Raw genomic sequence first — 14,054 nt, forward strand, 5'->3', positions numbered from 1 at the left:
ATAATGTAACATTATCTCACTTTCCACGCCATATCCCAAGTAAAACTATGAAAAGAGCATTAATTCTTGCTGCCTCAGCAATGTTAACACTTCCAGCACAGGCAGTAACGGTACTGACGAGTATCAAACCTATTCAGTTGTTAGTAACAGAGCTTACTCAAGGAGTAACTTCACCAGACGTGCTATTGCAGTCTAACACATCACCCCATGACTATGCTTTGCGTCCATCGGATGTTAAAAAGGTCGCTTCGGCTGATTTGGTTATTTGGTACGGACATGATCTTGAACCGTTTCTAGAGAAAGTTGTTTCGGATAGATCGAATACTTTGACTATTAGTCAAATTCCAAATCTAGAATTGCGTGAATTTGATAGTGAGCACAACCATGACCATGATGGGCACGATCATGGCTCACATGATCCGCACTTTTGGCTAGGTGTAAGCCAAGCACAACAAGTGGCCAAGGCTGTTGTGAATCAACTTGTATCACTTGATCCGGAAAATGCAGCTCAATATCAAGCGAACCTCAAAAAGTTTGAACTCGAGCTAAAAGACACTGACCAACAGATAAAGCAGAAGCTGGCACCAGTAAAAAACAAAGGTTACTTTGTATTCCATGATGCTTACGGTTATTTCGAAGATCGTTATGAACTAAATCAAATGGGGCATTTTACTGTGAGCCCAGAACGAAAGCCAGGAGCGAAGACCTTAATTCAAATTCGTCAAAAGCTAAATGGTGGAGATGTGGCTTGTGTATTTTCTGAACCTCAGTTTACCCCGGCTGTCGTTCAGAGCGTAATGAGAGGCAGTGACGTCGCTAAAGGCGAGCTTGACCCGTTAGGGAGTACAATTGAAGCAAAACCTGGCAGTTACTTTACTTTTCTCAACAATATGGCGAATAGTTTTGAGCAATGCTTGAACAAAAAGTCAGATTAAGTGCTGTCGTAATGTAGGAGTAGTCTTTTTAACGTGATCCAGTAGTAAGAATTACAACCTTTGGTAAGGCGAGCCTTTTCTCAGAAAGTAATTGAGATATCATTACCAATAATTATCAGCTCAAAATAACCGTATCAATCCATGTTTTACAAACGATGAACGGTCACTTTCAGAGCACAAATTGATACAAAAGGTTTTCGTCTTGCTACGCCAATTAGCCCTTGCTCTGTTGGGCTTTGTCTTATCCTACCAAGCATTTGCGCTTCATAATGCAAATGCAATCTTTTACCCTTTGCCAACTCAGGCAAAGGGTACTTTTATCGCGGCTAAAAAGTTGTTCTTGGGTGAAAAGGGCGGTTTGTGGATTCATGACGTACACGGGAGAGTCCTGTTTTACGATGGTCAAACTATATTGCCTAAATCAGGTAGCTTCCTACAAACGTCGGCCAAGCAGTTGGCCTATCATAAAGGTGCTTTTTGGACCTTTATTGAAAATGAGGTCTATCGAACTTATCCAAATCAGGAGCGACGTTTAGTCTTTAGTTTAAATCCAGGCTCACAAATAAGAAAAATAGGGTCTTCAAAGAACTATATTTGGGTGAGTGATGGCGCGCATTTCTATACCTACAATATCGACACTAGCGAGTTAAACTCTTTCTCTCTATTGCAGCTCTATCAACATAGTAATAATAGCTACGTTTACATTAATGATGCGGTGCTAGTTGAAACGAAGTGGGCACTAGCAACGACTTCCGGCTTCTATCTTTCTGAAGGTGATAAGTTTGACCATGTCGCTGCCTCAGGTCAAAACTACATTGAGAAAGTCTATTATTCACACACGCGAAGAGAAATTTTGATAGGTACATTGCGTGGCGCTTTAATTTTCAACATTTACCAGCCTGATAAAGAAGTGATTAGAATTGGCGGCTCACATGTTTTGACATTCGCAGAGACAAATCAAGAGTATTGGGTGGGGACAGAGCATGGCCTTTATTTGTACTCATTTTTTTCAGGTGAGGTCACCGAAGTCGCGCCTGCAAGTTTTCTTGAGTTAGAGTTAGATAACACGAAGATTTATTCGTTGTTGAGCGACAATATGGGAGGGATGTGGATTGCGACTAACCAAGGTATTCGTTATTACTCGCTATTTAGTAAAAAATTTGAACGAGTGACCTTTAGTAGTTATGACTCACACACCCTGTCAGGACGAATTCGGCAAACTATTGAAGGTCCTGATGGTGCGCTTTGGTTTGCTGATGACCGAAAGATTTATCGTTCAGGAAAGAGTGGGATTAACCAAGTCTTAGAGTTGGAGTCGCAGATCAATGAATTTGCGTTTCAAAACGGTATGCTTTGGCTTGCGACCTCAAAAGGGCTGGAAATATTTGAGCTAAATGGTCTCAACAAGATTACATATCCTTATTTACAGGTTATGGCCGGACATGCCGTAGAGCATGTGACCGTTGATGGTGATGACCGTCTTTGGGTATCAAGCGGATACCATCTTTACAATGTTGATACTGCTGCACGAAGCGTACGAAACTTTGGAAGTGAGTGGCTAGTAAGTCAGTATTTGCCTGCTAAGGTTACGCGCCTATATGATACTGAAGATGCCCTATTAATAGGCACCGATCATGGCGTATACCAATACAGTAATGACAACATCCAGTTTATCCGTTTTTCAGAAAAGTTTGGTGAATCATTAGACATGACCACGGCGGTTGATGGCAGCCAGTGGTTTGCTTCATCTTATGGTGTGTTTAAAACTGATACACGAAGCGATGAAAAACGTGTTGTTGAAATGAGTGAGCCCAACGCCAGACCTGCTTGCTTGATCAGAGACAGGCAAGGTGTATGGTTAGCTTCCTCTGTCGGTTTAAGCTATTACCACCTTTCGGGTGAGTTAGTGAAACATTACTCATCGTCATCAGGCTTAATGAACAATGAGTTCCTCCCTGGTATTTGTAGCGTTATACAGCAGACAGAAGTTGGTGAGCGAGAGCTTGTTCTGGGGTCGAAGTACGGACTCGTAAAAGCAGAAGCATCCAAGCTGCTTGTATCTAATCCCCCAGAGTCTAAGTTTATTGTTAGCCAAGTTGTGCTTGAAAATGAAGTTCTGCAAGTTGGTAGTGCCGATCTGAATGGGCTCACACTGCCATATGGATCTTCGCTGAGTTTTTTATTCGGTGTGATGCCAAAACCAGACAGTCAAAACTTGTACTATCGATTGAACAACGATGACCCATGGCAAACGTTAGAGGGGGGCCAACTGACACTCGAGCACCTTAGTTCCGGTGAATATCACTTGCAGGTCAGTAATGAGTCTCAAGTTGCCGCTGGAGTCGTTGGTTTAGAATCTCACTTTATCGTCCTTCATCCTTGGTATCTATCGCGATTTGCTATTTTAGGCTTTGTCGTAGCTAGTATTGCGGTCGTTGCAGTACTCGTATTCTGGCGCTCGCGCTACGTTGTACAGGCTAACCGTGATCTAGCAGCTCAAGTGACTCTCAAAACGAATCAGTTAAGACATCAAAGTAGAGTGTTGCTTACGAGCAACCAGCAATTACGTAAACAGATTCAAGTTAGAAACCTACTCGTAGACCATGTAGCTCTATCCATAAAATCAAGCGTCGACTTTATTGTGGCGAAACTACCTATGCCTCTCGATACTGCGACGGAGGATCATTTGGCTAAAACGAATTGGCAGTTAAATGAACTCAAAAGCGTTCCAAGTGATGTAAGTGGTGGGAGTCAGAACTACAACTTGAGTCAGATAACTCAGTCAGTGGTTGATGTATGGCAAGATGACTTTGCAAAAGCGGGTATTTTGGTAGAGCTAGAAGATGAGAGTAAGCAGAGCCGGGTTGCTCTGGAAAGCTTTAATCTTGATGTTATTTTCAATAGCATTTTTGCCAATATCATCAAGCGCTCTTTCCGAGGTCAAACGGTTAGAATTATGCTAGAAGAGGGGCATGATATTGTGTCATTGAGCTTTCTTGATTACGGGACGCAATTACCTAATAAAGTCGCGACTGGGCTTCCATCTAACTTAAATCACTCTGAGTTGAGTATTGACCACCTTGCCCAACTAGTGACAACGAGTGGTGGTTATTTGGCTGTCTTCTCTTCTGATGCTCAAAACAAAGTCGAGATTACATGGCCATCTGCGAAGGAAAGGAGTTATCTGGATGAACCGCAGCAAGAACTCAATCCTGTAACTATTGCAGAAGATCAAGTCACACCAGAGAAAGAGTGGTTGCAAAAAGTCTATCAATTAGTGGCAGAGCATTACCATGATCCTGAATTTGGCACTGCGTCAGCCGCTAAAATGCTGTATATGTCTGAACGCTCTTTGCAGAGACGTTTTAAATCTGCCTCGTCAAGAACGTTAAAAGACTATGTCACAGAGGTTCGTTTGGAAACGGCGTGTGAAAAGTTATTGGCGGGTGAGAAAATCAGTGAAGTCGCCTTTAACTGTGGCTTTAATGATCCATCTTACTTTAGCCAAAAGTTTAAGCTGCATTTTGGTTTGCCCCCTTCCAAGTTTGCTTTGACTCAAGAAAGCCAAGAAATTAACTAGAAAACCTTCATTATAAGCTCCCTAGTTAATAGTTAAGATGCTGGGGAGCTGCATACAGTGCTCTATTATTGCTGCAGTTGCTAACGCAGTGAGTTTCATTGTTTCTTCATCACATCTAGCCTACAAATCCATTCTCAACACGTAAGCACGATCACGTTCTATCTGTTAGTCGCGATGTTCATAGCAATAAGCATAAATGGCTTCAAGAGAATGATTTACTAATAGTTGCAACAAATAAATGACAGTTGTATTGCTGTATCAAAAGAGCGTGGTTCATTTGGGTGAATGATGGTGTGCGACATTCGTGAAAACGAAAACTGTGTTGAAAAGATGAATAAGGTAAAGAAGTTTTGAAAGAGGTGAAAAAAAATATCGTGGTATAGCCGGGGGGACTATACCACGGGTGTCAAGGACACCTTCGCTTGCTGCCGGAGTGACATGTTGCCATGCCACCTCTGGAATTTATTAGAGAGGTTGCCCTCTCGATGGAGTAACTATACGAGAGGTTACTTATTTTTCTTATAAAAATAACGCCATGTTTATATGAGAAAAGCGACAACGTTTTGTTTTTTAATTAACCCACTGTTTTAATTTGCATTTTTTGTTTTCTATCTTGGTTTGTGACATTTTTGTTTCGTTAGGTGTCATTTTTAATTGTTAATTTTGACGTAAATAACGAGAGGAAATTTACGAAGTTGACGTTTGAAAGCGTGAAAACATTTACGGAATCTTTGATTTCACACAAGGATTGAAGGGGTATAGGGGAGTAATATTGGCAACCTAAACTTATTAAATAATAATATTTCTCATTAGCAATACTCTTAAGGGCCACTATGAAGTTATCAGAGATTAATCCTGGCGATACGGTGACGATTCGGTTGTTAGATGGTCTTTCATCAGATATCAGAAAGAAACTCATGGTAATGGGGCTGCTTCCCAATACAGAAGTCAAAGTGATTCGACGTGCGCCAATGGGCGATCCTTTACAAGTCGAAGTCCGTGGTGTGTCTGTCGCATTGCGAGAAACAATTGCTCAGAAAATTGAAGTGGAGCGAGTGTAATGCAATATCAAGTGCTAACCGTAGGTAACCCTAATAGTGGTAAAACGACGCTATTTAATGGTTTAACTGGCGCAAAACAGCAAGTTGGTAACTGGGCAGGCGTCACGGTTGAAAAGAAAACAGGACAATTCAAGCATGCTGGGGATGAGTTTTTGCTCACTGACCTTCCGGGTATTTACTCATTAGACAGTGGTAATGATAGTAATAGTATTGATGAATCCATCGCATCGCGTGCGGTTCTAACTCATCCTGCTGATCTCATTATTAACGTGGTGGATGCTACAAGTTTAGAGCGCAGCTTATATATGACGCTGCAACTTCGCGAACTTGGTCGCCCTATGATTGTTGTCCTCAACAAGATGGATGCGCTAAAGCGTGAACGTCAGATGATTAACGTTGCAGAGCTTGAGAAAACGTTAGGTTGTCCGGTTGTCAGTTTATCTGCAACCAATAAAACTCAAGTGGCAGAGTTTAAAGAAAAGCTTCATAAATCCATCGTTCAAGGAGTGCCACTTAAGGAATTGTCTTTGCATTACGGTGAGAAGATGGAGTCGGCAATTCAAACGGTTTCCGCACTTTTTAACGACCAAACCGTCGCTCATCGTGCACTAGCGATTCGTGCGCTTGAAAAAGACACAATGGTGCTCAATAGTCTTTCTGATATTGATAGAAGCAAAGTATTGGAAGTCATTACGACGTTAGATTTGGATATCGATTTGCATGTCGCGGATACTAAGTACACGCATCTGCATGAACAGTGTAAAAAAGTTCGCCGAAGCGAAGGCAAGTTAAGTCGTAGTGTGACTGAAGGACTCGACCAGTTTATTTTGAACAAGTGGATTGGAATTCCTTTCTTCTTTGTTGTTATGTACCTGATGTTTATGTTCTCGATTAACATCGGTAGTGCATTTATCGACTTTTTTGACATTGGTGTGGGCGCATTGTTGGTTGATGGTGGGCATCACTTGTTAGACGGTCATTTGCCTGTGTGGTTAGTGACGGTTCTTGCTGATGGTATCGGTGGTGGTATCCAGACGGTTGCAACCTTCATTCCGGTTATCGCGTGTTTGTACCTCTTCCTAGCGGTACTTGAGAGCTCAGGTTACATGGCTCGTGCAGCATTCGTACTAGATAAAGTGATGCAGAAGATCGGCCTACCGGGCAAAGCATTTGTACCGTTGGTTCTTGGTTTTGGCTGTAACGTACCGTCAATCATGGCAACTCGTACTCTAGACCAAGAACGTGAGCGTAAACTGGCTGCATCTATGGCGCCATTTATGTCATGTGGTGCTCGTCTGCCTGTATACGCGCTATTCGCTGCGGCATTCTTCCCAGGTTCTGGCCAGAACATTGTATTCGCACTTTACCTACTTGGTATTGTGGCAGCGATCTTCACAGGTCTTTTCCTTAAGCATACGCTTTACCCAGGTAGCAGTGATAGCCTAGTAATGGAAATGCCAGACTATGAGCTTCCGACGCTACAAAACGTGGTGATCAAAACTTGGCAAAAGCTAAAGCGCTTCGTACTTGGTGCAGGTAAAACCATCGTTATCGTTGTTGCTATTCTGAGTTTCTTCAACTCATTGGGTACTGATGGCAGTTTTGGTAATGAAGACAGCGAAAACTCGGTGCTTTCTAAAGCTGCGCAAGTTGTAACTCCAGTATTCGCGCCAATCGGTGTTCAAGAAGATAACTGGCCAGCGACGGTTGGTATCATTACCGGTATCTTCGCAAAAGAGGCGGTAGTTGGTACGCTTAACAGCCTGTACACCACGCCAAGCGACGGTGAAGACGCAGAATTTGATCTAATGGGCAGCCTAGAAGAGGCAGTAATGAGTATCCCTGAAAACTTAGCCGGTTTGAGCTACTCAGATCCACTAGGCATTGAAGTGGGTGACTTAACTGACTCAAATGCCGTTGCCGAAGAACAAGAAGTCGATGCTTCTATCTTCGGTAACATTAAATCTCAGTTTGCTTCTGGCAATGCCGCATTTGCTTACCTAATCTTTATCCTACTGTACACACCTTGTGTGGCGGCGATGGGGGCTTACGTACGTGAGTTTGGTCATAAGTTCGCACGCTTTATTGCGGTTTGGACAATGGGCTTGGCTTACCTATGTGCGACGTTCTACAACCAATTGACGCATTTCGCAGATAGCCCAGTGACAAGTGGCATTTGGATGGCTGTGATCGTTGCTATCTTCTTTGGTACCTACCGTGTGTTCAAACAAGTTGGTAAGAAACAAAACGGTGCATTAGAGGCGCAAGTAGCATGATTTTAAAAGAGCTTTATCAATACATTGCAGACAAAGGAACCGTCTCCCAGTCAGATCTGGCTAAACAGTTTGGGATGAGTGAAGATGGCGCCGACGCGATGTTAAACGTGTGGATTAAGAAGGGCAAAATTAGCCGCCTAGTCGACACTAATAAAGCTCATGACGTGACTCGTGTTCGCTACTCAGTGACTAAACAAGATGGTTTGTCTCTGACAGTCACCATGTAGCGACTATCAAAATTAGTCACCTAAAAATTATCACGTAAAAACGACAAAGCCGCATCAGCAATGATGCGGCTTTTATTTTGCTGGTTATTGTTTGTGAATACAGCGAAATTAATGTTCTTCAGAGTGTTTAGTCGCGCCTAACCCTAGGAACTTCAAACCAAGACTTAAAACTAAAATCGAAATAGGTAATGTTAAGATCGTCCAATCTAAGCTGTCGAAGTTAATCAGCACGAGCTCTAAGAACTTCACAAACAAGATCACGATGATGACTTCAGCCAAAATGTTTTTTAGATGGCCGATGTTCGGGGTTCTGATCCAATGCAAAACCGACTGCTCTTGTGTTTTCGCTTTAGCTTTGTTGGAAATAAATAGTGTGTAGATGCCGTGAGCAAAGATGAACAAAACTAGTGCGACAAGAAACGTATCCAGTGACTTGATCAAATAAGCGATCGCGATGTCTGCTTTATCTAAATGTGCGAGTGCTTCTGGAGGTGTTTGATTGAGAATGAAGACCGCAAATGCCGAATAGGTTTTTGCTGCACCCATAAGAAAAAGCAAGAATGAAGCAGCCATGGAACAGATGATGGCGATCCAGCTGACGTATCGGAATGTGTTGAAGACTTGTTTCATGATGACCCTCTCTAACTGAGCTGGTAGTCTAAACAAGTTTTATTTTAGTGATAATCCCAGAAAAATGAGAAAGATTGTTACAAATACGTATTAATCTTTCTCTGTCTATTTCAGCCGTATTCAAAGGCGAATTATTTTCGCTTGCAGTTCTTATGCTTTTTGGAAAATAGAGCTCAGTGACAACACGTTTTTAATGCGACCAAGTAATTCGTTTTGCTCTTCTTCTGTACGGAATTCACCTTTGGTGTTACCCCAAACCGGTCCCGGCCATGCGACGTCATCTTTGAAGCGAGCAATATGGTGAATGTGCAGCTGTGGCACCATGTTACCTAGTGCGCCAAGGTTTAACTTGTCTGGACGGAATGTTGCTTCCAGTGCTTGGCTTACTGCCTGAGATTCTAGCAAAAACTGTTGCTGTTCTTTCATTGGCAAGTGGTGAAGCTCTTTTAGGTTTGCACGTTTAGGTACCAAAATAACCCATGGCACGGCATTGTCTTTATGCAGAAGTGCCACACACAGTGGGAAGTGACCGATAACGGTAGTGTCTTTTGCCAATTGAGGGTGCAGTTCAAAACTCATTATATTATCCGATTTGAATTGAATGACATCAGTATACGCCAGATAAAACAAAAGGTTGACGCTTTCACGCCAACCTTTTGAAATCATATCGATTCTCGATTCTCGATTCTCGATTCTCGATTCTCGAATCGCTTACATACGCTCTAGAGTATCAATACCTAGTAGAGACAGACCTTGCTTGATGGTCTTCGCTGTTAGCGCAGCTAGTTTCAGACGGCTTTGTTTCACAGCTTCGTCTTCAGCAACTAGGATAGGGCACGCTTCGTAGAAACTAGAGAACTGACCTGCTAGTTCGAATAGGTAGCTACACATGATGTGCGGTTGGCCTTCGCGAGCGACAGATTGAACCGCTTCTTCGAACTGCATAAGTTTAGCAATAAGTGCTTTCTCTTTCTCATCAGTGATTTTGATGTCGCCTTGGAGAGCGTCCATAGCAACACCAGCTTTAGCGAAAATAGAAGCTACGCGAGTGTATGCATATTGCATGTATGGTGCTGTGTTACCTTCAAACGCTAACATGTTGTCCCAATCGAACACGTAGTCAGTCGTACGGTGTTTAGATAAGTCAGAGTATTTAACCGCTGCCATTGCAACTGTTTTAGAGATCTTCTCTTTTTCTTCCGCATCTAGCTCAGGGTTTTTAGATTCGATCAGTTGTGCTGCACGAACTTCTGCTTCATCTAGAAGGTCGGCAAGGCGAACGGTACCACCCGCACGAGTCTTGAATGGCTTACCATCTTTACCAAGCATCATGCCGAACGCGTGGTGCTCAAGAGATACTGACTCAGGTACGTAGCCTGCCTTACGAACAATTGTCCAAGCTTGCATTAGGTGCTGGTGTTGACGTGAGTCGATGAAGTAAAGCACACGGTCTGCGCTTAGCTCTTCATAACGATATTTTGCACATGCGATGTCTGTTGTTGTGTATAGGAAACCGCCATCGCGTTTTTGAACGATAACGCCCATTGGTTCGCCATCTTTGTTCTTGTATTCATCTAGGAATACAACTTGCGCGCCATCATCTTCAACGGCAAGACCTTGTTCTTTTAGGTCTGCAACGATCTTAGGAAGCATGTCGTTGTACATGCTCTCGCCCATCACGTCGTCACGAGTCAGTGACACGTTTAGACGGTCGTAGTTGCGCTGGTTTTGGATCATGGTTACATCAACGAGTTTTTTCCACATTTCTGCACAGTACTCGTCACCGCTTTGCAGTTTCACAACGTAGTTTCGCGCCTTTACTGCGAAGTCTTCATCTTCATCGTACAGCTTTTTCGATTCGCGGTAGAAGCCTTCAAGGTCCGCAAGCTCCATAGAAACTTCGCCAGACTCTTGTTGTACACGTTCAAGGTTTGCGATAAGCATACCGAACTGAGTACCCCAGTCGCCGATGTGGTTCGCACGGATCACTTTGTGACCTAGGAACTCAAGAGTACGTACCACCGCATCACCGATGATGGTTGAACGTAGGTGACCAACGTGCATTTCTTTAGCTACGTTTGGTGCAGAGTAGTCAGCAACGATAGTTTGAGCTTCGTCTGCTGCAACGCCAAGACGTGAGTCAGCCAGTGCTGCTTCCGCTTGTTTTGCTAGGAACTCTTCGCTTAGGAAAATGTTGATGAAACCAGGACCAGCGATTTCTGTCTTGCTTGCAATACCATCTAGGTCTAGAACATCCAGTACTTTCTGTGCAAATTCTCGTGGGTTAGTACCCAGTTTTTTAGCAACGCCCATTACGCCGTTTGCTTGGTAGTCACCAAATTGTGGCTTTGCTGATTGGCGTACTGCCGCAGGACTGCCTGCAGGTGCGCCAGCGGCTTCTAGAGCCTGAGATACTTTGTCATTAATAAGTGCTTGGATATTCACACGCGTTTCCTTCAATTCAAGGACGAAGAACTCGGCGAAGTAAGTGCCGAGTTCTGTTGGAGTTCACAAAAATGGGGCTAATGATAACAACTTTATTGCTTTTCATACAGAGAGGAATTGGGGAAATTTATACTTTTTCGATTGAATGGAAATGTGGTTTGGTTTGCGTTTACTATTGCGCTCAGAGTAATGAGATAAATCGCCCCAAAAGAGAACCACAATGACGACTCAACTAGTTGAAAAACGCCTAGCGCCTAAATTGATGATCCAAGATCTGGATGCATTTATGGCGAAGATTGAAGAGCTTGCATCCCTGTTAAAACTGGATCTGAGCTTTGCTCAAGCTGACCATATTGCGCTGCGAATTAATGATACTGAAACAGCAAAAGCCGCGCATGAAGCATGGAATCAATACGGTAAGGTGATTTCACAAGCGAAAATCAACGGTCGCCCAATTATTGTTATTGAGTTCGATAAAGCGTTGGAAAGTCGTGGCTGGAAGATTGAGTGTCTGGAGCTGCCATACCCTGCGGAAGGCAAAATCTACCCAACTGAAAGCTGGGAACATGTGGAGTTTGTGATTCCGTCTCATGCCGAAACCGCAGATGAGTTTCTTGCTGATTTGAGACACACTTATCCAGCGTTTGGCGCACGCTTTAATGAGTTAGAAGAGCTGGGTGTGAAGATCAAACTGTCGAGCCCGAAAGGGGATGGCGAACGCTTGAATAACCCAACAGTGGCGTTTAAGTACCAAGGCATTTGTATCAAACTGCACCCGCATTCACTTAAGCGTATTGTGGAGTCTGAGCAGGCGTAAAACGCTAGGGTGAGAATTGCTGAGTTGCGATAGGCAAAAAGGGAGCCGAGGCTCCCTTTCGTAAGCGAATCACTATTTAGCCAGTGACTTGCTTTTTGGGTTGGTAATGGAAAGTTTTTTGCCTTTCAACTCTTCATCTAAAGGCAGTGTAAAAGTTTTGGCAAACGGCATTCGTTTACAATGATCCGCCTTGTCTCTAACGATAGTAATAAGAGCTTCTGTCTGTGAGCTTTGCTCTATTTTTAGGCTAAAATCATCGTTCTTACTGCAGCCGTTAGACTCTGTGATAAATGAAATTTGACTCTCACTTGTCCTATAAGTCTCTACCATCATTGCTTGGTGCTCAGACGTCTGGTTTGTTTGCAGTCCTGCGTTTGCTGAACATGCAGTTAAACTGATAGTGCCCAAACCAAGTAGGAATATCTTGAGTCTATGTTTCATCTCGTTACCTTTTTTTGCGTCGTACGAATGAACCTGCAGCCATTAACACCAGTAGGCCAATAGATAAACTGCCGCCTGAACTAGACTTTTTATTAACGTCGTTACCAGCATCGCCCGTATTATCTGTGCTGACTGACATATTTATGTTGCGAACAAATGCTTGCGCGCTGTAAATGCCACTTGAAAACGGGTGTTGGACGTATTCAAACGTTATCGTATTAGATGCTTTGTAAAGATCGATCTGGATCTCTTTATAATCGAGGAGTTGGTTGGTGCTATCGTAAATTTCACCATTAACTAAGATGAACAAGTAATCAAAACCATCGGACATTACTTTGAGATCCATGGTAAGTTTGCCCTTCGGAAGATCGGTCAAAACCAGCTCAGATACACCAGGATAAGCTCCCATATCCGCTGATTGCAGTTCACCATTTTCAGCCGTCCAAGCGTTTTGACCGGTATAAACATTTGCGTCTGCTAGCGGAATGGCATTACGCACTGATCTGCTTGCTTTATCTACACCTGAATACTCGAAAGTTGTTGTGAGTCTGGACAGTTTCGGATGATCGGTAAAGAGCTCTATCGTTGTTTCTGATCCCGAATAGCTAGGTTGGTAGCCGACGGTAATTTGACAGCTTTGCGAAGGCTTTAAGGTACCAGTACAAGTGCTTTTCTCGATGGTACTTCCGTATGATATTGTGCTTTGGTAGATGTTGAATGGGATAGTATCGTCATTACGAATAGTAAAGGTCTCTTGCTGCGCTTTTCGCTCAACGAAACGAAGATCTCGGTACTTAGTGAAGCTGATAGTATTGCGATGGCTATCTATCCATCCATTGTGTTGAAAATGAGCGACGTTGGCGTAAACACCATAAGCGTTTGGTTGAGCACATCCATCCCCCCAGCTGACCACGCCTAGCAATTTGTTGATACCGTTATCATCAACGATGAGTGGACCGCCGCTATCTCCTTGGCAGCTATCTTTACCTCCCCAATAGTATCCGGCGCAAATACCGTCATCTGATACATTAGAGTAGTTTCCTGGTAGGTTTTGGCAGGTAGCTCGATCTACGTATTCCAAATCTACTTGTTGTAAAACGGTTGGGTATATTCGGTCTGTCGTGGACGTATTTCCCCATCCAGCCACGTGCAACTTGTCTCCTACGCGTACGCTATCTAAAAGTTCTGGCGTTGCCAGGTCAATAGTTGCGCTATCGATATTGCGTTCTAATTCAATAAGAGCGATGTCATTGTTCGTTGTTATGTTGTTATATTCATCATGTGAATAGATATTTTTAATGGCGATGCGCTGTGCTTGAGACTCTCTGTTTTTGTCATAAAGACCAAGAACGATATCCAGATCGTCCGCATTAAGACCTTCCACACAGTGCGCAGCAGTTAATACGTATTTTCCACCTAGGAAACTGCCACCACAAAAGTGACCAATAGATGTAGGTTGTCCTTTACGTACCAGTGAAGCAATAAATTTCCAGTCGGAAGTGTTGGCAGGTTCGCCGCCGATAATGCGAGTGGATACATCATTCTGAACAGGCTCAAGAGTATCTGCGATTGTGGTTGCTGGTAAAGTCAGCCCAATCAGAAAAGCCACTAACGTTTTTTTCATTTTAATTCCGTAATATTA

At 43.3% G+C, this 14,054-nt stretch carries 11 protein-coding genes; 6 read left to right on the forward strand and 5 right to left on the reverse strand.

The genetic code is table 11. The features are described 5' to 3' along the window. Positions 1-47: 47 nt before the first annotated feature. The 5 genes from znuA to R7F67_RS13245 all read left to right on the forward strand — a co-directional run bounded on the left by znuA (position 48) and on the right by R7F67_RS13245 (position 8,079). Positions 48-935 (forward strand): zinc ABC transporter substrate-binding protein ZnuA, encoded by an 888-nt coding sequence (gene znuA, locus R7F67_RS13225; protein ID WP_318057211.1) that lies wholly within the window; start codon positions 48-50, stop codon positions 933-935. Positions 936-1,137: 202 nt separating this feature from the next. Then, positions 1,138-4,515, forward strand: coding sequence for an AraC family transcriptional regulator (locus tag R7F67_RS13230; RefSeq protein ID WP_054575218.1), 3,378 nt, complete (start codon positions 1,138-1,140; stop codon positions 4,513-4,515). Between the two features lie 833 nt (positions 4,516-5,348). Then, on the forward strand, positions 5,349-5,576 hold the full coding sequence (locus tag R7F67_RS13235; protein ID WP_005382190.1) for a ferrous iron transport protein A: 228 nt from the start codon (positions 5,349-5,351) through the stop codon (positions 5,574-5,576). After that, the gene (feoB, locus tag R7F67_RS13240; RefSeq protein ID WP_213871774.1) at positions 5,576-7,852 is read left to right on the forward strand and encodes a Fe(2+) transporter permease subunit FeoB; all 2,277 of its coding nucleotides are present in this window, start codon (positions 5,576-5,578) and stop codon (positions 7,850-7,852) included. The genes R7F67_RS13235 and feoB overlap by 1 nt, the downstream gene beginning before the upstream one ends. Next, positions 7,849-8,079, forward strand: coding sequence for a FeoC-like transcriptional regulator (locus tag R7F67_RS13245; protein WP_005382192.1), 231 nt, complete (start codon positions 7,849-7,851; stop codon positions 8,077-8,079). The genes feoB and R7F67_RS13245 overlap by 4 nt, the downstream gene beginning before the upstream one ends. A 108-nt stretch (positions 8,080-8,187) precedes the next feature. On the opposite strand, the gene R7F67_RS13250 is transcribed toward R7F67_RS13245, so the two are convergent. From R7F67_RS13250 to argS, 3 genes are all read right to left on the reverse strand, one after another. Then, positions 8,188-8,709 (reverse strand): YqhA family protein, encoded by a 522-nt coding sequence (locus R7F67_RS13250; protein ID WP_042523163.1) that lies wholly within the window; start codon positions 8,707-8,709, stop codon positions 8,188-8,190. Between the two features lie 150 nt (positions 8,710-8,859). Beyond that, complete coding sequence (locus R7F67_RS13255; RefSeq protein WP_005446436.1) at positions 8,860-9,288, reverse strand: HIT family protein; 429 nt, start codon at positions 9,286-9,288, stop codon at positions 8,860-8,862. Between the two features lie 132 nt (positions 9,289-9,420). Continuing rightward, on the reverse strand, positions 9,421-11,154 hold the full coding sequence (argS, locus tag R7F67_RS13260) for an arginine--tRNA ligase (RefSeq protein WP_005388349.1): 1,734 nt from the start codon (positions 11,152-11,154) through the stop codon (positions 9,421-9,423). Between the two features lie 220 nt (positions 11,155-11,374). Between argS and R7F67_RS13265 the strand changes: the two genes are divergently transcribed. Beyond that, positions 11,375-11,971 (forward strand): VOC family protein, encoded by a 597-nt coding sequence (locus R7F67_RS13265; protein WP_065274265.1) that lies wholly within the window; start codon positions 11,375-11,377, stop codon positions 11,969-11,971. Positions 11,972-12,043: 72 nt separating this feature from the next. Here R7F67_RS13265 and R7F67_RS13270 read toward each other — a convergent pair whose 3' ends face one another. Then, the gene (locus R7F67_RS13270; protein WP_005382200.1) at positions 12,044-12,412 is read right to left on the reverse strand and encodes a hypothetical protein; all 369 of its coding nucleotides are present in this window, start codon (positions 12,410-12,412) and stop codon (positions 12,044-12,046) included. Positions 12,413-12,416: 4 nt separating this feature from the next. Then, positions 12,417-14,036, reverse strand: coding sequence for a S1 family peptidase (locus tag R7F67_RS13275; protein ID WP_005382202.1), 1,620 nt, complete (start codon positions 14,034-14,036; stop codon positions 12,417-12,419). Between the last annotated feature and the right edge of the window lie 18 nt (positions 14,037-14,054).

Source organism: Vibrio sp. YT-17 (genome assembly GCF_033337375.1).
Classification (GTDB): Bacteria; Pseudomonadota; Gammaproteobacteria; order Enterobacterales; family Vibrionaceae; genus Vibrio; species Vibrio alginolyticus.